The organism is Klebsiella sp. MBT K-1 (assembly GCF_002556465.1).
In the GTDB taxonomy this organism is placed as follows: domain Bacteria; phylum Pseudomonadota; class Gammaproteobacteria; order Enterobacterales; family Enterobacteriaceae; genus Klebsiella; species Klebsiella grimontii.
Genome location: NZ_PDEL01000021.1, coordinates 1 through 20,746, shown reverse-complemented (window position 1 = coordinate 20,746; position 20,746 = coordinate 1). Strand labels below are relative to the sequence as shown.

General features: G+C 54.8%; 21 protein-coding genes. 10 read left to right on the top strand and 11 right to left on the bottom strand.

The window, feature by feature from the left end:
- Positions 1-549, bottom strand: coding sequence for a helix-turn-helix domain-containing protein (locus tag CMQ96_RS24960; RefSeq protein ID WP_098067496.1), 549 nt, complete (start codon positions 547-549; stop codon positions 1-3).
- Between the two features lie 100 nt (positions 550-649).
- Between CMQ96_RS24960 and CMQ96_RS24955 the strand changes: the two genes are divergently transcribed.
- Both CMQ96_RS24955 and CMQ96_RS24950 read left to right on the top strand, forming a co-directional pair.
- The gene (locus CMQ96_RS24955; protein ID WP_004870653.1) at positions 650-1,309 is read left to right on the top strand and encodes an AzlC family ABC transporter permease; all 660 of its coding nucleotides are present in this window, start codon (positions 650-652) and stop codon (positions 1,307-1,309) included.
- A complete protein-coding gene (locus CMQ96_RS24950; RefSeq protein ID WP_004870654.1) occupies positions 1,309-1,632 on the top strand; it encodes an AzlD domain-containing protein in 324 nt (107 codons plus the stop codon). Before CMQ96_RS24955 ends, CMQ96_RS24950 begins: the two co-directional genes overlap by 1 nt.
- Positions 1,633-1,722: 90 nt before the next feature.
- On the opposite strand, the gene CMQ96_RS24945 is transcribed toward CMQ96_RS24950, so the two are convergent.
- From CMQ96_RS24945 to CMQ96_RS24915, 7 genes are read right to left on the bottom strand one after another with little or no spacing between them, the layout of a single operon-like run.
- The gene (locus CMQ96_RS24945; RefSeq protein WP_049085934.1) at positions 1,723-2,277 is read right to left on the bottom strand and encodes an ATPase AAA; all 555 of its coding nucleotides are present in this window, start codon (positions 2,275-2,277) and stop codon (positions 1,723-1,725) included.
- Complete coding sequence (locus CMQ96_RS24940; RefSeq protein WP_098067495.1) at positions 2,274-2,711, bottom strand: PTS sugar transporter subunit IIA; 438 nt, start codon at positions 2,709-2,711, stop codon at positions 2,274-2,276. Before CMQ96_RS24940 ends, CMQ96_RS24945 begins: the two co-directional genes overlap by 4 nt.
- A 9-nt stretch (positions 2,712-2,720) precedes the next feature.
- Positions 2,721-2,990, bottom strand: coding sequence for a hypothetical protein (locus tag CMQ96_RS24935; RefSeq protein WP_024360596.1), 270 nt, complete (start codon positions 2,988-2,990; stop codon positions 2,721-2,723).
- A 56-nt stretch (positions 2,991-3,046) separates the two neighbouring features.
- Positions 3,047-3,889, bottom strand: a complete 843-nt coding sequence (locus CMQ96_RS24930) for a class II fructose-bisphosphate aldolase (protein ID WP_024360597.1) — start codon at positions 3,887-3,889, stop codon at positions 3,047-3,049.
- Positions 3,876-5,243, bottom strand: coding sequence for a PTS sugar transporter subunit IIC (locus tag CMQ96_RS24925; protein ID WP_004127157.1), 1,368 nt, complete (start codon positions 5,241-5,243; stop codon positions 3,876-3,878). The genes CMQ96_RS24930 and CMQ96_RS24925 overlap by 14 nt, the downstream gene beginning before the upstream one ends.
- Positions 5,236-5,550 (bottom strand): PTS sugar transporter subunit IIB, encoded by a 315-nt coding sequence (locus tag CMQ96_RS24920; protein WP_004127154.1) that lies wholly within the window; start codon positions 5,548-5,550, stop codon positions 5,236-5,238. The genes CMQ96_RS24925 and CMQ96_RS24920 overlap by 8 nt, the downstream gene beginning before the upstream one ends.
- An 11-nt stretch (positions 5,551-5,561) precedes the next feature.
- The gene (locus tag CMQ96_RS24915; protein ID WP_004132843.1) at positions 5,562-6,542 is read right to left on the bottom strand and encodes a 6-phosphofructokinase; all 981 of its coding nucleotides are present in this window, start codon (positions 6,540-6,542) and stop codon (positions 5,562-5,564) included.
- 548 nt (positions 6,543-7,090) lie between these two features.
- Between CMQ96_RS24915 and CMQ96_RS24905 the strand changes: the two genes are divergently transcribed.
- From CMQ96_RS24905 to CMQ96_RS24875, 7 genes are all read left to right on the top strand, one after another.
- Positions 7,091-9,694: a sigma 54-interacting transcriptional regulator gene (locus CMQ96_RS24905; RefSeq protein WP_098067493.1), complete on the top strand. Its 2,604-nt coding sequence runs from the start codon at positions 7,091-7,093 to the stop codon at positions 9,692-9,694.
- Between the two features lie 175 nt (positions 9,695-9,869).
- A complete protein-coding gene (locus CMQ96_RS24900) occupies positions 9,870-10,352 on the top strand; it encodes a PTS sugar transporter subunit IIA (protein WP_098067492.1) in 483 nt (160 codons plus the stop codon).
- Positions 10,349-11,527 (top strand): glycoside hydrolase family 88 protein, encoded by a 1,179-nt coding sequence (locus tag CMQ96_RS24895; protein ID WP_064342036.1) that lies wholly within the window; start codon positions 10,349-10,351, stop codon positions 11,525-11,527. The genes CMQ96_RS24900 and CMQ96_RS24895 overlap by 4 nt, the downstream gene beginning before the upstream one ends.
- A gap of 13 nt (positions 11,528-11,540) precedes the next feature.
- Positions 11,541-12,038, top strand: a complete 498-nt coding sequence (locus CMQ96_RS24890) for a PTS sugar transporter subunit IIB (protein ID WP_049085939.1) — start codon at positions 11,541-11,543, stop codon at positions 12,036-12,038.
- A gap of 11 nt (positions 12,039-12,049) precedes the next feature.
- A complete protein-coding gene (locus tag CMQ96_RS24885) occupies positions 12,050-12,853 on the top strand; it encodes a PTS sugar transporter subunit IIC (RefSeq protein WP_004132855.1) in 804 nt (267 codons plus the stop codon).
- Positions 12,846-13,688: a PTS system mannose/fructose/sorbose family transporter subunit IID gene (locus CMQ96_RS24880; RefSeq protein ID WP_024360602.1), complete on the top strand. Its 843-nt coding sequence runs from the start codon at positions 12,846-12,848 to the stop codon at positions 13,686-13,688. Before CMQ96_RS24885 ends, CMQ96_RS24880 begins: the two co-directional genes overlap by 8 nt.
- 223 nt (positions 13,689-13,911) lie before the next feature.
- On the top strand, positions 13,912-14,610 hold the full coding sequence (locus CMQ96_RS24875; protein WP_049088281.1) for an oligogalacturonate-specific porin KdgM family protein: 699 nt from the start codon (positions 13,912-13,914) through the stop codon (positions 14,608-14,610).
- A 48-nt stretch (positions 14,611-14,658) separates the two neighbouring features.
- Here the strand turns inward: CMQ96_RS24875 and CMQ96_RS24870 are convergent, their stop codons facing one another.
- From CMQ96_RS24870 to fdhD, 3 genes are all read right to left on the bottom strand, one after another.
- Complete coding sequence (locus CMQ96_RS24870) at positions 14,659-16,170, bottom strand: glycoside hydrolase 43 family protein (RefSeq protein WP_098067491.1); 1,512 nt, start codon at positions 16,168-16,170, stop codon at positions 14,659-14,661.
- A 144-nt stretch (positions 16,171-16,314) separates the two neighbouring features.
- The gene (locus tag CMQ96_RS24865; RefSeq protein ID WP_004127125.1) at positions 16,315-16,527 is read right to left on the bottom strand and encodes a YdgH/BhsA/McbA-like domain containing protein; all 213 of its coding nucleotides are present in this window, start codon (positions 16,525-16,527) and stop codon (positions 16,315-16,317) included.
- 128 nt (positions 16,528-16,655) lie between these two features.
- Positions 16,656-17,492, bottom strand: coding sequence for a formate dehydrogenase accessory sulfurtransferase FdhD (gene fdhD / locus CMQ96_RS24860; RefSeq protein WP_098067490.1), 837 nt, complete (start codon positions 17,490-17,492; stop codon positions 16,656-16,658).
- A 156-nt stretch (positions 17,493-17,648) separates the two neighbouring features.
- On the opposite strand from fdhD, the gene fdnG reads away from it, so the two are divergent.
- On the top strand, positions 17,649-20,699 hold the full coding sequence (gene fdnG / locus CMQ96_RS24855) for a formate dehydrogenase-N subunit alpha (protein WP_098067489.1): 3,051 nt from the start codon (positions 17,649-17,651) through the stop codon (positions 20,697-20,699).
- The last annotated feature ends 47 nt before the right edge of the window (positions 20,700-20,746 follow it).

Genomic DNA, 20,746 nt, shown 5'->3' with positions numbered 1-20,746 from the left:
CTAGTTCTGCTCGGCGACCAATAGCGCCTGGGTATCCGGTTCCAGCGCCTGGAAAACGTGCTGCCGATCGGCGGGATAGCAGATGTAATCCCCCTCTCCCAACTCTTCCGGCGCCTCCGTGAGGCCGACCCGCGCCCGCCCCTGGGTGATAATAATATGTTCCACGGAACCGGGTGGATGAGGGTGAGAGATACGGTCAGCCCCCGGCTGGGTTAGCAGAAGATAGATATCGCGCCGGGCGCCCGGCGGGCAGGCGGCCAGCAAAATCGCCTGATAGTTCGCCTGCTCGGCGACCACCTTCGTCCCCTCGCCGCGGCGGATCACCTGCGTGGTGTTGACCTGCGGCTCCAGCAGCCGGGCAAAGGGAATATCAAGAGCCACGCACAGCGCCCAGAGGGTTTCCAGGCTCGGGTTGCCGTTGCCGGATTCCAGCTGCGATAACGTTGATTTGGCAATTCCCGCCCGCCGCGCAACTTCGGCAAGGGAAAGGCCGGTGCGCGCGCGCTCACGTACCAGGCTTTTGGCAATCAGGCTAATTGGCTGAGTCATACAGCCCTCCGTGTTTTTTATAACGAACGATTCGTTCGTCTTGAAATGCGATTCTGTTGCGTTCATTATAATGGAAATTCGTTCGATATGGCTAAAGAGTATGAAACAGCACTTCGCCGCGCTTAAGGGCGACACCCTCAGAGCAATTGTTTTAGTCTGCCTCGCGGTAGGCATCGTCGGGATGTCCTACGGCTCGTTGGCCGTCGCCTACGGCTTCCCGATTTGGGTCCCCTTTGTGCTTTCGGTTTGCGTCCTGGCGGGTGCTTCAGAGTTTATGTTTATCGGCATTGTCGCCAGCGGCGGCAACCCGCTGGCGGCGGCGGCGGCCGGGCTGTTGGTCAACGCGCGCCATATTCCCTTCGGCGTAACGGTGCGCGACCTGGTCGGCCAGCGCGCCGCCAGCTTCCTCGGCTGCCACATCATGAACGATGAAAGCGTGGTGTTTGGTCTGTCGCAGAAAACCCCCGAGCAGCGGCGGGCCGCCTACTGGCTGTGCGGCCTTGGCGTGGCGCTGATCTGGCCGTTGGGCGCGTTGTTAGGCGCGGGCGTTGGCAAGCTGCTCCCGGCGCCGGAGACCATTGGCCTCGATGCGGTATTCCCGGCGATTCTGCTGGCGCTGGTGGTGCCGGCCTTTAAAAACCGCACCACGTTGATCCGCGCCTGTAGCGGAGCGGCGCTATCGCTGGCCGCCGTGCCTTTCGCGCCGGTTGGTCTGCCGGTTTTACTGTCGCTGTTTGGCCTGCTGACGAGGAAAAAATAATGGGCAATATGACGCTATTTATCGCCGGTATTGCGATTTTGTCGCTGGGTACCTACTTAATGCGTTTAGGCGGAGCGAAGCTCGGCAGCCGGCTGGCGTTTTCCGAGCGCTCCCAGGCGCTGCTCTCCGATGCGGCGACGGTACTGCTCTTTTCCGTGGCGCTGGCGACCACCTTTTACGAGGGCGAACATTTTGCCGGGATGGCGCGGGTGCTGGGCGTTGGCCTGGCGGTGTTCCTCGCCTGGCGCAAGATGCCGCTGATCGTGGTGATTATCGCCGCCGCCGTGGCGACGGCGCTGCTGCGGATAGCAGGTATCGCCTGACCCGGCCTACGAAACCCGTAATATCAAATAATTACGCAATTCCTGTAGGCCGCGAAAGCGAAGCGCCGCCGCGCAGCTGCAGTTAAGGAATTACTGCATTTGTACTTCGAGCCAACGGATAACAGGCGCCATCTCCAGCGGTTTTTGCTGATCGACGGTAAACACCGGCCCCAGCCGCATGGGTTCCGCCCGCTGCGCCAGCTGAGCCAGCTCCGGGAGATACTCTTCGCCCGGGTGCCCCGGCCTGCGATCCTGCAACCGGCTGGCATAGCGCGACACCGCAAGCTCGGGCGAGATGCGGTTCCAGATCTCCAGAACCTTTTCAACGCCCGCCTGCTGCAGCTGCCGCTGCAACGTTTCGCGCGGCTGAAAACCAAACCAGGCGTCGATTAACCAGATACAGCCTGCCGGAGCGTGGCCGACGATCGACCAGATGACTTCATAAGCGGCGCAGCCCAGCTGCCGGTTGAAAGATCTGTCGATTTCGCTAAAGCACGCCATAAACGGCTCTTTAATACCGTCGATAGTCAGCTGCGGCAGATTGAAGGTTGCCGATAGCTGCCGGGTGACGGTGCTTTTGCCCGAGGCGGGAATGCCGTTAATTAAAATCACCGTTTTGCAGCCGGATGTGAGATGTTTGTTCATAACAACACGACGACCTCCTCTCTGCTGCTGGCGGCCCGCAGCTTCGCCATGGTCTCGTTATTATCGAGCAGGGCGATAATCGCCCGAATGCCCTCCTCAATATGGGCATTGCTGTCCTGCGCGCCGAACATAATGACAATATCCGCCTTCTCGCTATCGGCAAAATGAATCGGCTTATCCAACACGACCAGGCTAAAACAGTTACGCCTGACGCCACATTCCGGCCTGGCGTGGGGGATGGCGACGCCTTCATCGAAAACGTAATAGGCGCCGTGGTTCAGGGTATTATCGATTACCGCCTGACCGTAATCCGCCGAGATATACCCTTTCGCGACCAGCGGGCTGGCCGCCAGATGGATCACTTTCTGCCAGTCGGACTCCGTGACGCCGACCTGAATCGCATCGGCCTCTATCAGCAGTTCTTTTATCGTCATCATCACTCCCTAAATATTGCGGCGAATTACATTGCGTAACTCATCAATACGCACAAAGAGCGCATCTATCTCCTGCCGATGACTCTTACTTTTGGCATACACCGCCAGCGCCCGGTTATACATCAGCATTAAGGCTTTCTGTATTTCGCCATTAGCCGGGTTGCCCTGTAGTTCCGCTTCCAGTCTGGCTATTTCCCCGGCCAGCTGACGGGACTGTTCGTCATAATCCTGCGGTGGTTGATTCTCTTTTTTCCACAACGTTTTCAAAGATTCAAACATAGCGAGCTCCTCCCTGACGGACAGCAGGGCAACAAAATACGGTTTAAAATAAGCTTTTATTTAAACAGCGCGATTTTTTCCATTAATACATGGGTGACCGCGTTATTCGCCGGAATTAAAAATTTGCGTACGCTGTCGTTCACTTTGCCTTTTTCAAAGGTGGTTTTACAGCGATCGACCCACTGGACGTTCATTTCAGTGCCGACGTTCACCTTATTAATGCCTTCAGTGACGGCCAGGCGCATATCTTCATCGCTGACGCCGGTACCGCCGTGCAGCACTAACGGCACGCCGGTCGCGGCGCTAATCTCTTTTAGCCGCTGGTGCTGGATTTGCGCCTTACCGGTATACAGGCCGTGCACCGTGCCCACGGAGACTGCCAGCATATCCACCCGGGTCTCCTCCACAAAGCGTTTGGCGTCCTCCACCGTGGTGAAGCAGATATCCTCCGCGGCCACGGCTTTGCCGTCTTCCGATCCGCCGATCGCCCCCAGTTCGCCTTCTACCGTGATATTCCGCGGGCGCGCCATCTCCACCACGATGCGGGTATTGCCGATATTCTCTTCCAAATCCAGATGGGAGCCGTCGTACATCACTGATGTAAATCCGGCATCCATGGCCGTTTCGATGGCGCTAATATCAGAGCAGTGATCCAGATGCAGGCAGGTCGGCACGTTTTCACTTTCCGCTAATGAACGAACCGCATCCACCAGTAACCGGTAGCCAAGATATTCCGCCGTCCCGGTAGAGATTTGAATCATTAACGGGCTATGGCTTTGTTGCGCCGCTTTAAAAAATGCTGGCAGCATTTCAATACAGTGCAAATTAAATGAACCAATGGCCTTAAAATTTCTTTCCTGCGCAATTTTCAGAATAGCGTTGAAGTTATACAGACTCATGAACATTTTCCCCTTTCGGCTTCGCTGATTTACCGTTTACGAACCATGCCAGTGCGGCAACAAAAACAATGAACAGGGCGACAAATAGCCAGTTATTCTGGAAAGCGTGGCCTAATACCAGACCGGAACTAATGACGTCCGAATCGCTGAAGGTGACGCCGGTAAAACCGTAGCTTTCCAGCATCGGTACCAAAATGGCGGGCAGGAAGGTGATAAACAGGCCGTGAATGACGCCGCCAATCATCGCCCCGCGGCGGCCGCCCAGCGCGTTGCCGAAGACACCCGCCGTCCCCCCGGCAAAGAAGTTGGTTAACAGGCCGGGCAGGATCATCGCCAGGCCAAACATGGGAAACACCAGCATGCCGATGATGGAGCCGACGGTGGTCGCCAGGAAGCCGACGATCACCGCGTTAGGCGCATAGGGAAACAGCACCGGGCAATCCAGCGCGGGCTTAGCGTCCGGGACAATGCGCATCGCAATCCCGCGAAATGCCGGCACCAGCTCGTTAAGCAACAGGCGCACGCCGCTGTAGAGAACGAATACCCCCGCCACAAACTGAATGGACTGCATAAAGGCGTACATCAGGTAGTTAATGCCGTTGGAGAACTGCGCGATATATTCCGGGCCCGCCGCAACCGCGGGGATGAGGTACATCGGCACCATCACCACCGCCATCGCGAGATAGGTATCCTGAAGAAACTTAAAGTTATCCGGTAATTCAAGGTCTTCTGTTGAGCGAGACCCTTTCCCCACTACTTTAGCCACCGCCGCCTGCACCAGATAGCCGATAGTGCAGAAGTGCCCCAGCGCCACGTCATCGGAACCGGTAATGCGCCTGACCACCGGCTGCGCCAGGGCGGGCATCAGTACCGCCATCACGCCGCCGAAAATACCGCCGGTTAAAATCAACGGAAGCCCGGTCAACCCGGCTTTATAGCCAATCACCGCGCCGATAGTCGCCATCCACAGCAGCGCCTGGCCGGTCAGAAAAATATATTTAAGCGGCGTCAGGCGGGCGATAATGATGTTGACGGCAAAAATCACCATCAGGGTCAACGCGACTTCGGAACCTAATTCACGGTTGGCTAATCCGGCAATGGCGGCGACATCGGTAATGTAGCCTTTCATGCCAAATCCCTGCGTGAAAATATCGTTAAGGAACGTTAGCGTGGCGACAATAATGTTGATCCCGGCCATCATAATTAAGAAACCGAGCAGCGTTTTAAACGTCCCCTCTGCCGTTTTACCCGCTGATTTTTTTTGCAGAATCAGGCCCAGCATCGCAATAAATGCAATTAATATCGATGCCTGACCGAGTAAATCTTTGACGATAAACTCTACAAAGCTATTCATAGTCCGCTACCTTCAGGTTACGTTCTTTTAAGAATGCGACGATCTTTGCCTCAATCTCGTCTTTATCCGTCAGCTTATGCAGTACCACTACGCGTTTAATTTCCTCCTCGCTGGCATCCGCCGTTAATATATCGGCAAAGGTTTTTTGCGTCAGAATCATATCTGATTTAAACGCCCCGGCTTCGGAAATAGTAGTATGTTCAATCTGTGCTGGAATCTCCAGCTTCTTTAAAACCGCCTTCGCCGTCATTTCAATGGCAAAGCTTGAACCGAGGCCGCAGCCACATACGCATAGAATTTTCAGCATGTAGGGTCTCCTCAAATTATATTGAGTTGTTTGGCAAGTTTATAATGATGTCCTTCAGTGTCGACCAGACGTTTTTTCATACTAATTAAATCAATCGGAATAGGTTTGTTACTTGCATTAATTATAATGGCTTTATTTTTCATCCCTGACTGAATGCAGCGAACCACTTCACTGGCCATAATCGTGCCCTGGTAGATCTCTTCGCAGGTCGGATCGCCATTGCGCAAACCGTAGCCAACGATAGTTTTACGAATACGCACGCCAATTTGCGGTTCGAGCTGCTTAATCATGGTATCAATGGCTCCCTGAAATCCGGGAGAGTATTCCCTGGTGTAGCCTTCAGAGCACAGGATCACCACGCTGTTTTGCTGTGTCAGCTTATGCTTCACCCGCTCGGCCAGCGTTTCCAACGGCAGCTGCGATTCCGGGATCAGGGCGATATCGGCGTTACTTTTTATCGCGGATTGCAACGTTAACTCTCCACAATACCCTCCCAGAATTTCGACCATAAACACGCGGCCCGGTAATGCTCTTCCGGTATTTCTTAAGCGGGAAACTTCTTTAATAATCTGCTCGCAGGCGGTGGAGAAACCAATCGTATAATCACTGCCGTACACATCGTTATCGATAGTCATCCCGACGCCAAAGCAGTTAATATCAAATTCGCTCAGCGTATTGAGAAACTGCAGGCTACCGTCGCCGCCGGCCATAATCAGCACATCAATGCGCAGTGATTTAATTTTTTTGGCTATTGTTTCATATTCACTGCGCAGCAACCGACGGCTGGTGCGCCCGGAGGTAATGATCGGAATAGAGGCGATGGAGAAATCGACCAGATCGCGCCAGGCCACCTCCTGATGGTTTTTATCCAACAGCCCAGGTATTCCACCATTAAAAATGGTGATATCGGCATTCGCCAGTCTGGCAATCTGGAATATAAAATTATTAATTCCTGAAACATCGCCGCCGCTAATAACAATGCCAATTTTCATTGCCCGTCTCCGCTGTTTTGCCTGCCCACATTTTTCCCTGAGTTCAAGGGCATTATTTGCAAGAGAGATCACAATATGCTGATAAATCTCTGCCAGCCTAATATTGACAGCGGGTTTATTAGCGCATTTTTTGTGATCAATATCTCTTTTATAAAATGGGCTCGTCTTAACAGTTACGTTTTTATTTTCTTTTATATCATTAGGTTACTTGAGGAGATAATTTCGCCGGCGGGCTGCCCCTTTTCATCTTTAAGCCCAGCGATAATGAAAAAGCAGAAATGTGATAAATAGCGCATTTTTTTACGTCAGGAAGGTTCACGGCGCGTTTATCGCCCCGTTCAGGCTGCCCGGTTCTTCGGCCGCTTGCGGGCGGGGCGCCAGCTTTTACACCCCATCAAATCGGTGGCGATCTTCATCACATTCTAATCAAAACGTAGTTTCATTTTTATCTAATGGCGTAGAAAGTACTCAGTGTCTAATAAAAATAGTAGTGTCTAGTGTCTAAATAAAATCGACGCTATTTTCTACTCTACCCAGGACATTGAAAAATGGCGCTGTCGGCAAAAGAAAAGTTATTCCAGAAAATAGTGACTCATTATGCGCATAAACCCGCGGGATTCACGGCTCAGGACTGTGCGGACTTTATGCAGGTTAACCGCAGCGTTATCAGCCATTACCTTAACAGGCTGTGCGATGACGGCCATCTGAGTAAAGAAAATACCCGGCCGGTGCGCTTCTTTGTACAGACCAACGGTAAGGAAAGCGTTCAGGCATCACTCATAGTGTCGAAAAAGCACGACGCCTTTCAGCCGTTGATTGGCGCACACGGCAGTCTGGCCGAAGCCGTCGCGCTGTGCCGCTCAGCGGTGGACTACCCCGGTGACGGCTTGCCTATCCTGCTCTCCGGAGAGAGTGGCGTCGGCAAAAGCCACCTGGCGACGCTAATTTATCAGTATGCCCTCGAACGCGGCGTTATCGCAGCAGACAAACCTTTCGTTGAGCTTAACTGCGCCGACTACGCCAATAACCCGGAGCTGCTTTCGGCGACCCTTTTCGGCTATATCCGGGGCGCTTTCACCGGAGCCGACCGCGAAAAACGCGGCGCCTTTGATGATGCCGATGGCGGGTTTCTGTTCCTCGACGAGGTTCATCGCCTCTCGGCAGAGAACCAGGAAAAGCTATTTCTGTTTATGGACAAGGGGTATTTCTACCGCCTTGGCGATAACCGTACGCGCCATCCGGCGTCGCTGCGCTTTATCTTCGCCACAACGGAAAATATCGACACCGTCCTGCTCAACACCTTCCGTCGCCGTATTCCGGTGCGCGTCACGCTGCCAAACTATATTTCGCGTCCGCTTACCGAGCGCGTCGCGCAGGTCAGCCACTTTTTGCATCAAGAAGCGCACAGCCTGCGTCGGGATATCCATCTCGATAATCAGCTGATGCATCAGCTGGTCGCCTCACCGGTGCGCGGCAATATCGGGGAGTTAAAAAACCAGATTAAAGTGATGTGCGCCAGCGCCTGGAGCGATAATCGCGAGGCCGAGGTTATTACGCTACGCGGCCCGGCGTCCGGCGGCGAAATAATCCGTATTGCCGCTAATGCGGATAATGACGCGCTGTGCGCCAGCCAGTTTCTGCCAAAGGCGATGCGCGATGAGGTGATTTTTCGCGACTTTTGCCACAGCGGTAACGTGCTGCTGCTGAATCGCAAAATGGAACAGCTGCTGACCACCGTCAGCGGCGCGGTTGCCGCCGAGGCGCTGTACAGGGGCTATATCTGGCAGAACACCGTTCACGCTCTCGACGAACTGGAGAGTTTGACCGGCATCTCCTGTAGCCAGGAGATCCGCAAGGCGGTCTGGCTCTGCGTCAGCTACGCGCTCCATGACGCTGAGGAGACGGCCAATGCAAGCGAACTGCAAACCATTTCCGACTATGTCTCCGCGAAGGCGCGGCTGCTGGCCGAGGAGTGTCTCGCTTTGCTGAGCAAACATGTCACCCGGCAGCCGCTGCCCCTGCTGCTGCCCCTGCTAAGCTGCGCTTTTCATACTCTCGCCGGCGAAGACGATCCGATTCTGGGGATTATCGTTTCCCACGGCCGCGCCACCGCGTCGAGCATTGCCGGTATCGCCAACCAACTGACCGGCGGCTACTACTTTAAAGCCTTCGACATGGCGAACGCGACGTCGACCAGGGAGATTATCGACCTGCTGATCGCCCATGTTTCCCGTCTTAAGCAGGGGGCGGGGCTGATTATTCTGGTGGATATGGGGTCGCTAAAAGAGATTTACGAAGAGATTAAGCTCCATCTGCACGGCGAGCTGTTGGTTATCAACAACGTCAGCACGGCCATGGCGCTGGATATTGCGGCCAAAATCCAGGACAAGCTGTCGATGGAGGCGATTATTGAGAGCGCCAAAGGAGCGTATGAGGTGGAAACGCGCTACTACGCGGGCGTGTTGCCGGGCAATAAAATCATTATCTCCTGCATCTCCGGCGAAGGGATCTCCCGCAAGCTGAAAGATATCGTCCAGCGTTTCCTGGCCCAGGAGGAGATCGATATCATTACGATGGAGTATGACGATCTGAAATGGAAAATCGCCCACGCCGATCCGGCGCTGAACGGTACGCGGCTGATCATTACGACTACCGATCTGGAAGCCGGGTATATTCCGCTACTTAGCGTAGAGCAGCTGATTAAAGAAAAGACGCAGGTGTTAAAACGTGATTATTTCAACGGGCTGCTAATGGAAGGCGGTCTGGAGCCCATGATTGATGAAGTGGTCAAGCTATTCACGGTCGAAGGCGTCGCCAGCCGGCTTAATTTCCTCAATCCGGTGGTAATCATTGATGAAGTTGAAGCGGTCATTAAACAGTATGAATCCTTCTACAAAATCCATTTTGAAAGCTATCTGCGCATCAATCTGTTTATGCATATCGCGCTGATGATCGAACGGGTGATGGTGAATAACGGCGTACGCCATCGCGAAGAAACTGCGCTGACGCTTGAACAGCAGGCCTTTGTCGCCGTCCATGACACTTTTTTCCAGGCCCTGAACCGCAAATACAATATCACCCTGCCGCTCACTGAAGTGCTGATGATTTATGAAATCATGGAGCCATGGATCGCCTTTGCCCCTGAACATTAACCCTCCGCGGTCGGCGTCGTCTGGCCGCGCGCTCGACACTGCCGAACCTCGCCTTTTCAACACTGAAAACAGCGTCCAGAAAAACTATTTTATCGTTTAAAAACATAAAGATAAAAACATGGCACGGTGATTGCTAAATCTCCCTCAGCTACCCAGAACATATTAAGGAACGCAAATGCGAGAGATGTACATCGCAACTCATGGCCGCTATGCCGAAGGGATTGTCTCAGCATTAAATCTGCTGATTGGCGACGATCATGGCGTCACGCCCGTCTGCGCCTACTGCGGCGAAATTGGTTCGACGGCTGAACTGGCCACCCGCTTTGACGCTATCGCCCGGCTGGCAGCCGGTCGCGGCAATGAGCTGGTGCTGTTTACCGATATGCCCGGCGGCAGCGTCAACAATACCGCCGTACAGATGATGGTCAAATACCCTCACGCGCACGTTATCAGCGGCGCCAGTCTGATTATGTTGATGGAGTTTTGCATGTCGGAACACACCGATACCGCCCAGCGGCTCCAGGACGCATTTGCCGCCGCCAGCGGAGCAATGCAGTACATGAATCTGCTGCCGGAAATCATGGCGGCGCGCCAGGCGACACAGCATAAAACGCAGGACAATATTGATGATTTCTTTGCCGGGGAGGACAGCCTGTGACTATCGCACTTGAAGCGCTTGATAGCCGCTACTTCTTACCGCAGCCGGGGCTGGATCGTGCCTGGCTTGACGGGGCCATCGGCGACGTCCTGATCCGGCTTGACGCCATGCTGCCGCGCTTTACGGCAACCTTTCCTGCCGCCAGCGCCAGCCATGGCCGCTATGAAAGCGTTGAAAGAGTCGACTGGACCGAGGGATTCTGGACCGGCATGCTGTGGCTTGCCTGGGAGGTCACCGGCGACGAAAAATATCGGGCGGTAGCGGAAAGCCTGCTCGATAGTTTTGAAGAGCGGCTCGATAAGGAAATCAAGGTTGATACTCACGACCTCGGCTTCCTCTATCTGCTCTCCTGCGTTAACGCCTGGAAACTCACCGGCAACCTGCGCGCCCGCGAACTCGCCCTGCGCGCGGCCGAACTGCTTTATCGCCGCTTCCACGCCACGGCGGGCGTGATTCAGGCGTGGGGAGATTTAAACGACCCGGCGCGTCAGGGGCGAATGATCATCGACTGCAACCTCAATGTTCCGCTGCTGTTTTGGGCCGCCAACGAAACCGGTAACCCACGGTGGCGCGAGGCCGCCAGCCGTCATCTGGCGCAGGCCGCACGCTATCTGGTGCGTGAGGACGCCTCTACTTTTCATACGTTCTATATGGATGTTCATAACGGCAAGCCGCTACGCGGGGATACGCACCAGGGGTTCAGCGATAGCTCCTGCTGGTCGCGCGGTCAGGCCTGGGGAATTTACGGTTTTGCGCTGGGATATACCCACACCGGCGATGCCTGGCAGCCCGAGCTCTCTCGCCGCCTGACGCACTATTTTCTTAACCGCCTGCCGGAAGATTTTGTCTGCTATTGGGATCTGATTTTTACTGCCGAAGATAACCAGTACCGGGATACCTCTGCGGCGGCGATCGCGGCCTGCGGACTGGCGGAACTGCTGAAGCTATTACCCCTCACCGACCCGCTGCGTCCGGCCTACGGCAACGCTATTGAACTGATGATGCGCAATTTACGCGAGCGCTACTTTGCCCACGCGCAGGACGGCCTGCTGCGCGAAGGCGTTTATAACTTTGGCCGCAATATGGGCATTAACGAACCTAACCTCTGGGGCGATTACTTCTATTTCGAAGCCCTGGTTCGCCTTTCCCGCGTCTGGACACCCTACTTTTGCTAACTGGAGCTACACCATGATTTCTTTAGTACGTATTGACGATCGTTTAATCCACGGACAGGTTGCCGTGGTATGGACCAAGCATCTGGGCGTGAACCGCATCCTGGTCGCCAATGACCAGATCGTGAATAACGAAGTGCAGAAAATGTCGCTGCGCATGGCGGCTCCCGATACCGCAAAGTGCGCCATCATGGCGGTAAAGGATGCGGGCGATGTGCTTAACGACCCGCGTTCGGAAGCCATGAAAATTATGGTGATCGTTAACAACGCCGCCGACGCCCGTCGGCTTGTCGAGCAGGTGCCGGGAATAAAAACGTTAAACGTCGCTAACTTCGGGCGCATCACCGACAATCTGGCGGCGAAAAAGCGCATTAGCGATACCGTCTACGTGACGCCGGAAGATGTGGCGGATTTCCACGCCATCGCCAACCGCGGCGTTGCCGTTGAATACCAGGTCCTGCCTTCTCATCCGGTAAAAAACCTGATTGAGATGCTGGGCAACGCCGCCAGCTAAACGAGGTCGCTATGTTAACTTCCGCAATTCTTGTTGCTGTCATTATGTTTCTGGTGAAAACCGCCGACCATACGCTGGGCCAACCGCTGATCGAACGTCCGCTCATCTGCGGCGCGCTGGTGGGTCTGGTGCTGGGAGATTTGCAGCAGGGGATTATCATCGGCGCCACGCTGGAGCTGATTTTCCTTGGCACCATCACCATCGGCGGCTCGGTTCCTGCCGATCTGGCGGTGGGTTCGGTGCTGGCAACCGCTTTTACGATCCTGACCCACGCCGAACCGCCGGTGGCCGTTGCGCTGGCGCTGCCGATCAGCCTGCTGGCGGTGTTTGTTTATCAGGTGCTGAAGCTGGTCTATACCGCTCTGGTTGAAAAATACGATGCGCTACTGGAACAAGGGCGTGACCGTGCGGCGCTGGGTCTGACGCTCGGTATGACCTTCTTTTACGGCATCCCCTTCGCCCTGATCGCCTTTTTTGGCGTGCTCTTCGGCACCGAGGTCATCCGCAGCCTGGTCGAGAGCATTCCGGGTACGGTCATGCGCGGCATGACGGCGGTTGGCGGCATTCTCCCGGCTCTCGGGTTCGCCATTCTGCTGAAGGCGCTGTGGAATCGTAATATTGCCGCCTTCTTTTTTATCGGTTTTGCGATGGCGGCTTATTTGCAGCTGCCGATTATGGGGATCGCGATTATCGCGGCCTCGGTAGCGGTCTATCTGTGCTTTAACGAATTCAATCAACTTAAAGCGAATAAACAAACGGCAACGGCGGCTGCGCCCGCTTCAGTCGACGATAAGGATGGGTTCTTCAATGACTGATATCCAGACACCTGGCGTTAGCGCTTACGCCGATGATAAAAGCGAGAAAAAGCTTTTCCGTCAGCTTTTTATCCGCCAGTTTCCGCTGCTGGGGTCGATGAACTTCACCCGCATGGAGGGATTAAGCTACGGCTGGGCGCTGGCGCCGATGCTGAAGAAAATCTACGCCAACGACCCGCACCGTTATCTTGAATCGCTTAAGCGAAACAGCCAGTTCTTCAATACCAACCAGCATCTGGCGCCCTTTATTATGGGCCTGACGCTGTCGATGGAAAAGGAGAACGCCGCCAACCCGAACTTTGATACTTCGAGTATTAACGGCATCAAAGTGGCCTTAATGGGGCCATTTGCCGGGGTAGGCGATTCATTTTTCTACGGCGTGCTGCGTATTATCGCCACCGGGATCGCTATTGGCCTGGCGTCGCAGGGCAATCCGCTTGGGCCGCTGCTGTTCCTGCTGATTTACAATATTCCCAGCTATCTGCTGCGCTATTACGGCGGCGTGATGGGCTACCGCTTAGGCTCGAAATATATCGCCGAAGCGACGCAGTCGGGACTGCTGAGCTGTATAACGAAAGCCTCGTCGATTATGGGGTTAATGATGGTGGGGGCGATGAGCGCCAGCATGGTGAAATTCACCACTACCTTTAAAACCACCATCGCCGGACAGCCCTTTGTGCTGCAAGAGATCCTCGACAAAATTTGCGTTGGCTTAATTCCTCTGCTTTTAGTCCTGGGCTGCCTGAAGCTACTGAATAAAAAGGTTAGCCCGAATAAGGTATTAATTATGCTGATTGTCTTTGGCTTTGCCGCTGCGGGTATTGGCATAATTTAACGCTTCCCCTGGCTCCCTTTAATAAAAGGGAGCCGTCCTCTTACTCGTGATGTGTATCGACGCAAATAAAAAACCAACCAGTGTCGAATCAATACTCAACACATAAAAAACAACTCCATGTATTTTAATGATTTTATATTCTGGCACAGCAATTGCTATTTAATAAGTGTCTTTTATTGCTTTATCGAAATGATGGTATTCTATAAATCCTACAGGAATAAAAATGAAAATATTACGCACGCTTTTAATCGGCATACCGCTGTCCTGCTTTACACTAAATACGTTTGCCGCGGCAACCTGGGTTGATAATCGCTACGCGCATACTACGGCTTCGGAGAAAAATCAGTATAAAATTGGCCTTGGTCATATATTTGATAATGGCGCAGGGGTGCTGGCCTCAGCAATGTATGACCTCGGACAAGATTTTAATCAAATGAAAAGCTCGTTCCAGGAGTTTGAAGGCTGGTATCCGATCCCGCTTAATGAAAAATGGACGCTGACGCCGGGCGGATTAACCGATATTGATAATAAAGGAACAAAGCTGGCTCCTTATATCAGTCTCGATTATAAAATCAGTAAAACCTTAAGTTTTAGCAGCCGCTATCGCTATAACCATATGACCCATAAAGATCGCGATTACAACGGCTATATGGATTATAACGACAGCCATCAGTTTGACCTGTACCTTAATTACCAGGCGACCGAGAAACTGTGGCTCCAGCTCAACCCGGAGTTCTTTGTCAACACAAACGACTTCAATGCCTCTAACGGGCAGAAAACTCACTGGGAGCCAAGTATTGTGGCGCGCTACCGCGTCGATAAACACTGGCTCCCCTATGCGGAAGTCGCCTGGCTCGATCAGGATCAGAATCACGACGATCAGGTGCGATTCCGCCTCGGCATTCGCTATTACTTCGATTAAACGCCGTAAAGGGCAGCTTCGCTGCCCTTCTGGGGTCGCCCGCGGGGCTTACTGCAAACGCACGATAAACGGTGAGAATATGGCGCTGCCTTTGACGTTTTCACGCTCGCCACGGGCATAAATACCCATACGCGCGCCGATCCATTTTCCCGCCCCGGCGGAAAACTGCGGCGTCACCTGCCGCCATTCACGCTGCGCAAGCCGATAACGAAAATGGACCACCCCGTCATAGTCCACCTGAAACCCTAGCTCAATCTCCTTGCAACCGGTGACCTCCTCAAGTCCGATGGATTGTTGATGCGTTTCACCGCGATCGTCTATCCATCCGTGGCATAGCGCGAGCTGCAAATTCGCCGCGCGGTACGTTACGCACAGTGCGGCAAAGCGCTGACCGTAAATCGCGATCCCCGCTTCATCGCCATCCTGAGAAAACATCGGTTCAACCGCGGTCTGCACGTCAAAACGTTCAGCGGGAAACTTTTGCAGCAGCAGTTGAGGTAAGCGATACAGGCTGATATCGCCTGAGGTTAGCGCGCAGCGCAAGCGTAGCCCTTGCTGATGAGGCGTGAGCCAGTGGCGCTGGGGGTTTGCCTGCCATTGCCATTGAACACCGGGCTGGCCGTGCCGGAAATCGTCGCTGGTCTGTAAACAGCACGGCGCAACGGGCAATGCGGGTAAACGATGCAGGCTGACGGGCTGGCCTTTACCGGTGTCATTAAGCCTCTGGCCAATTTGCGGCCAGCCGTCAGCGCCCCAGCAAAGCGGCTGAAGATGCACTATCCGGCCATACACGCCTTTGTCCTGAAAGTGGAAAAACCAGTTTTCACCATTCTCCAGTTCAACCCATGCCCCCTGATGAGGACCATTTATCGGCGAATTCCCCTGGTGCAGGACATCGCGACTTTGCCATGGACCAGATAGCGTCGGGGCGCGCATGACCGTTTGCCAGCCTCGCTTGACGCCGCCGGCCGGGGCGAATATCCAGTATTCGCCGTTACGCTTATACAGCTTGGGGCCTTCCAGAGTGGGATGCGAGGGCGTTCCGTCAACAACGATCCGGCCGTTATCCAACAGCCGGGATGCATCCGGCGCCATTTCAAAAAGCTGGAGCTTATTTTTCACCCCGCTGCGGCTAAAAGCAAAGGCGTGAATCAGCCAGGCTCGCCCATCATCGTCCCAGAACGGACAAGGGTCTATCCAGCCGGGGGAGGCGTTCAGACAATAGGGTTCGCTCCACTCGCCTAACGGATCCCGGGCGTGGGAAACAAAAATACCCTCGTCGGGCAAACTGTAGAAAACCCAAAACTGGCCATCATGAAAACGAATGGAGGGCGCCCAAATCCCCTTTCCCGGCTGAACGCTGTCATATTCCGGCGAAGGCAGGCGTTTAACAATATGGTTAACGATTTGCCAATGGATGAGATCGCGTGAGTGGAGAAGCGGTAAGCCGGGCAATTGATGGAAACTGGAAGCCACCATCCAGAAATCATCGCCTGTGCGAATGACATCGGGATCGGCATAATCGGCATGAATCACGGGGTTTTGATAGAACAGCGGCATAGCGGGGACCTTTTATTGTCGACTGTTCATCGCGTTGCAATAAGCGGACCATCGAATAAAAACACTTAATTAACAATGAAATAAATATTTCTGTAGACACAAAAAAAGCGCCCCTTGGGCGCTCTTTCGACAGTAGCTTTACGCTTATTTATTCAGTTCCGCAGTCATGTGCACGCGGTTACCGGTAAACGCTTCGGTAATTTTGTAAGACGATGCGCCTGCGGCCTGGGCCTGAGCGGCGATTTTCGCTTCTGCACCGTCCATCGTGGCGGCGGTTGCGGTCACGGTTTCCGCAGCGAAGGAACCAAAAGAAGCGGCCAGAGCGATAACTGCGACAAAAGTTTTGATGCTTTTCATGATATAAACCCTTTACGTTAGTTGTTTGAATAAGGCGCCGTGCCTTGATGTGATAAATAGTAGCTCGCACATCGCCAAACAAAAAGCGGAAGGATTTGTTGTCATCATTCAAAAAAATTGACTTAAATTTAACCCGCGATTAACCGCTGCGGATGCGTGTAAACGGTCGCCCTGCCCGGCTTGCAGAATCCCACCAGCGTCAGGTTGCAGCGCTCGGCGACGTCAACCGCCAGCGTGGTAGCGGCAGAGACCGCAAAAAGGATTTCCACCCCGCACATGGCCGCCTTTTGCACCATCTCATAGCTGGCTCGGCTGGAGACGAGTGCCGCGCCGTTCTGCCAGGCGCCATCTGACTCCGCTCGGTGTCCCAGGAGTTTGTCCAGCGCCACGTGGCGACCAACGTCTTCGTGACCGCCCGCGAGATCCCCGGAAGGGCGCACCCAGGCCGCGGCGTGAGTACAGCCAGTAAGGCGGCCTATCGGCTGAAAATCATGCAGGTGCGCCAGCGCGCGATCGAGATTCGCCAGATCGAACGTCTGGGTAAAAGGCAGCGGCTGCACGGGCTTGCCGATATCGTTGAGCTGCTCAACGCCGCATACGCCGCAGCCGGTGCGCCCGGCCAGCGCGCGACGGCGCTCTTTCAGCCCCATAAAGCGGCGGCTGGAGAGTTCGATTTGCACTTCAAGGCCGTTACAGGCCTGAAGGACGTCCATACCATAAATCTCGCCCCGGTTTTCGATAATCCCTTCGGATAAGGAAAAGCCCACGGCGAACTGCGCCAGGTCTTTCGGCGTCGCCATCATCACCACGTGCGAGATGCCGTTATAGACCAGCGCAACGGGTACCTCTTCAGCTAACTCGTCTGGCTGAGGATGTTGCAAATTTTGGCGCTTCCAGAGCGATACCTGGCGATAACCTGTGATATCTGTCACATTTTCGATTTGTTCAAGAGGCTTCTTGTTCACTTTGTCTTAACCGTATTGGAACAGGCATACACACAATGTGGTATTCTGTTTATATCCCTTCGGGAACGAGGGAAATTACCCCTAATTCTGAACCTTTGCGGCCCTTACCGCAAAGCAAATAACTATATGTGACAATGTCGAAACAAGGAGCGAACCATGCAGGTCAGCAGAAGGCAGTTCTTTAAGATCTGCGCTGGCGGTATGGCAGGAACCACGGCAGCGGCGCTGGGCTTTGCGCCCGGTTTAGCGCTCGCGGAAACACGGCAGTATAAGCTGCTGCGCACCCGCGAAACCCGTAACACCTGCACTTACTGTTCCGTCGGCTGTGGGCTGTTGATGTACAGCCTCGGCGACGGCGCGAAAAACGCCAAAGCGTCTATCTTCCATATCGAAGGTGACCCGGACCACCCGGTCAACCGTGGTGCGCTCTGCCCTAAAGGGGCCGGTCTGGTGGACTTTATCCACTCCGAAAGCCGTCTGAAATTCCCGGAATACCGCGCGCCAGGCTCTGATAAATGGCAGCAAATCAGCTGGGATGAAGCGTTCGACCGTATCGCTAAGCTGATGAAAGAAGACCGCGACGCCAACTTTGTCGCGCAGAATAGCGAAGGCATTACCGTCAACCGCTGGCTGACCACCGGTATGCTGTGCGCCTCCGCCTCCAGTAACGAAACCGGTTATTTAACCCAGAAATTTACCCGCGCGCTCGGTATGCTCGCGGTCGACAACCAGGCGCGCGTCTGACACGGACCAACGGTAGCAAGTCTTGCTCCAACATTTGGTCGCGGTGCGATGACCAACCACTGGGTCGACATCAAGAACGCCAATCTCGTGGTGGTGATGGGCGGCAACGCCGCTGAAGCACACCCGGTTGGGTTCCGCTGGGCGATGGAAGCCAAGATTCACAACGGCGCGAAGCTGATTGTGATCGATCCGCGCTTTACGCGTACCGCGGCGGTGGCTGATTTCTATACCCCAATTCGTTCCGGTACTGACATTACCTTCCTGTCAGGCGTTATCCTGTACCTGTTGAACAACGAAAAAATTAACCGTGAATATACCGAGGCTTACACCAACGCCAGCCTGATCGTGCGTGAGGATTACAGCTTTGAAGACGGTCTGTTCAGCGGCTACGACGCCGAAGCCCGCAAGTACGATAAAACGTCCTGGAACTATGAGCTGGATGAAAACGGCTTTGCCAAACGCGATACCACGCTGCAGCATCCGCGCTGCGTCTGGAACCTGCTGAAGCAGCACGTTTCCCGCTATACGCCGGAAGTTGTCGAAAACATCTGCGGGACGCCAAAAGCCGACTTCCTCAAAGTCTGCGAATACATCGCGGAAACCAGCGCGCACGATAAAACCGCGTCGTTCCTGTACGCGCTGGGCTGGACGCAGCACTCCATCGGCGCGCAGAACATCCGCACCATGGCGATGATCCAGCTGCTGCTCGGCAATATGGGCATGGCGGGCGGCGGCGTAAACGCCCTGCGCGGCCACTCCAATATTCAGGGTCTCACCGACCTGGGACTGCTGTCGCAGAGCCTGCCAGGCTATATGACGCTGCCGAGCGAGAAACAGACTGACCTGCAAACCTACCTCGCCGCCAACACGCCGAAACCGCTGTTGAAGGGCCAGGTGAACTACTGGGGTAACTACCCGAAATTCTTCGTCTCGATGATGAAGGCCTTCTTTGGCGATAAAGCGACGGCGGAAAACAGCTGGGGCTTTGACTGGCTGCCGAAGTGGGATAAGGGCTACGACGTCCTGCAATACTTCGAGATGATGAACCAGGGTAAAGTGAACGGCTATATCTGCCAGGGCTTCAACCCGGTAGCGTCGTTCCCGAACAAAAACAAGGTTGTCGCGTCGCTGTCGAAGCTGAAGTTCCTGGTGACCATCGACCCGCTCAACACCGAAACCTCCACTTTCTGGCAAAACCACGGGGAGTCGAACGACGTCGATCCGACGAAAATCCAGACCGAAGTGTTCCGCCTGCCGTCCACCTGCTTCGCCGAAGAGAACGGTTCTATCGTCAACTCCGGCCGCTGGCTGCAGTGGCACTGGAAAGGCGCGGACGCCCCGGGGATTGCGACCACCGACGGTGAGATCCTCGCCGGCATCTTCTTACGCCTGCGCAAGATGTACGCCGAACAGGGCGGACCGGCGCCGGAACCGGTGCTGAACATGACGTGGAACTACGCCACACCGCATGAACCGGCATCAGAAGAAGTCGCGATGGAAAGCAACGGTAAGGCGCTGGCAGATATTACCGACCCGGCAACCGGGGCGGTGATCGTCAAGAAAGGCCAGCAGCTCAGCTCGTTTGCACAGCTGCGCGATGACGGCACCACCTCCAGCGGCTGTTGGATCTTCGCCGGTAGCTGGACGCCGGACGGCAACCAGATGGCGCGTCGCGATAACGCCGACCCGTCGGGCCTGGGCAATACGCTGGGCTGGGCATGGGCGTGGCCGCTCAACCGCCGCATTCTGTATAACCGCGCCTCCGCGGACCCGGCGGGTAAACCGTGGGATCCGAAGCGCCAGCTCCTGAAATGGGATGGCGCGAAGTGGGGCGGCGTGGATATTGCGGACTACAGCGCCGCGGCGCCGGACAGCGATGTCGGGCCGTTTATCATGCAGCCGGAAGGAATGGGGCGTCTGTTCGCTATCGATAAGATGGCGGAAGGGCCGTTCCCGGAACACTACGAGCCGTTTGAAACGCCGCTGGGCACTAACCCGCTGCACCCGAACGTGGTCTCGAACCCGGCCGCGCGCGTCTTTAAAGGCGACCTTGAGCAGATGGGCAAAGCGGATAAATTCCCTTACGTCGGCACCACTTACCGTCTGACCGAGCACTTCCACTACTGGACCAAGCACGCGCTGCTTAACGCCATCGCGCAGCCGGAACAGTTCGTGGAGATCGGCGAGAAGCTGGCCAACAAGCTCGGCATCGCCCATGGCGATACCGTGAAGGTCTCCTCTAACCGCGGTTATATCAAAGCCAAGGCGGTGGTGACCAAGCGTATTCGCACGCTGAAAGCGGACGGTAAGGATATCGATACTATCGGTATTCCGATTCACTGGGGCTACGAAGGCGTGGCGAAGAAAGGGTTTATCGCCAATACCCTGACGCCGTTTGTCGGTGATGCGAACACGCAGACGCCGGAGTTCAAGGCTTTCCTCGTGAACGTGGAAAAGGCGTAACGGAGACGAATTATGGCTTATCAATCGCAAGACATTATCCGTCGTTC

Coding starts and splice junctions, on each gene's coding strand:
- CMQ96_RS24960 (WP_098067496.1), bottom strand. CDS start 549: ATGACTCAGCCAATTAGCCTGATTGCCAAAAGCCTGGTACGTGAGCGC.
- CMQ96_RS24955 (WP_004870653.1), top strand. CDS start 650: ATGAAACAGCACTTCGCCGCGCTTAAGGGCGACACCCTCAGAGCAATT.
- CMQ96_RS24950 (WP_004870654.1), top strand. CDS start 1,309: ATGGGCAATATGACGCTATTTATCGCCGGTATTGCGATTTTGTCGCTG.
- CMQ96_RS24945 (WP_049085934.1), bottom strand. CDS start 2,277: ATGAACAAACATCTCACATCCGGCTGCAAAACGGTGATTTTAATTAAC.
- CMQ96_RS24940 (WP_098067495.1), bottom strand. CDS start 2,711: ATGACGATAAAAGAACTGCTGATAGAGGCCGATGCGATTCAGGTCGGC.
- CMQ96_RS24935 (WP_024360596.1), bottom strand. CDS start 2,990: ATGTTTGAATCTTTGAAAACGTTGTGGAAAAAAGAGAATCAACCACCG.
- CMQ96_RS24930 (WP_024360597.1), bottom strand. CDS start 3,889: ATGAGTCTGTATAACTTCAACGCTATTCTGAAAATTGCGCAGGAAAGA.
- CMQ96_RS24925 (WP_004127157.1), bottom strand. CDS start 5,243: ATGAATAGCTTTGTAGAGTTTATCGTCAAAGATTTACTCGGTCAGGCA.
- CMQ96_RS24920 (WP_004127154.1), bottom strand. CDS start 5,550: ATGCTGAAAATTCTATGCGTATGTGGCTGCGGCCTCGGTTCAAGCTTT.
- CMQ96_RS24915 (WP_004132843.1), bottom strand. CDS start 6,542: ATGAAAATTGGCATTGTTATTAGCGGCGGCGATGTTTCAGGAATTAAT.
- CMQ96_RS24905 (WP_098067493.1), top strand. CDS start 7,091: ATGGCGCTGTCGGCAAAAGAAAAGTTATTCCAGAAAATAGTGACTCAT.
- CMQ96_RS24900 (WP_098067492.1), top strand. CDS start 9,870: ATGCGAGAGATGTACATCGCAACTCATGGCCGCTATGCCGAAGGGATT.
- CMQ96_RS24890 (WP_049085939.1), top strand. CDS start 11,541: ATGATTTCTTTAGTACGTATTGACGATCGTTTAATCCACGGACAGGTT.
- CMQ96_RS24885 (WP_004132855.1), top strand. CDS start 12,050: ATGTTAACTTCCGCAATTCTTGTTGCTGTCATTATGTTTCTGGTGAAA.
- CMQ96_RS24880 (WP_024360602.1), top strand. CDS start 12,846: ATGACTGATATCCAGACACCTGGCGTTAGCGCTTACGCCGATGATAAA.
- CMQ96_RS24875 (WP_049088281.1), top strand. CDS start 13,912: ATGAAAATATTACGCACGCTTTTAATCGGCATACCGCTGTCCTGCTTT.
- CMQ96_RS24870 (WP_098067491.1), bottom strand. CDS start 16,170: ATGCCGCTGTTCTATCAAAACCCCGTGATTCATGCCGATTATGCCGAT.
- CMQ96_RS24865 (WP_004127125.1), bottom strand. CDS start 16,527: ATGAAAAGCATCAAAACTTTTGTCGCAGTTATCGCTCTGGCCGCTTCT.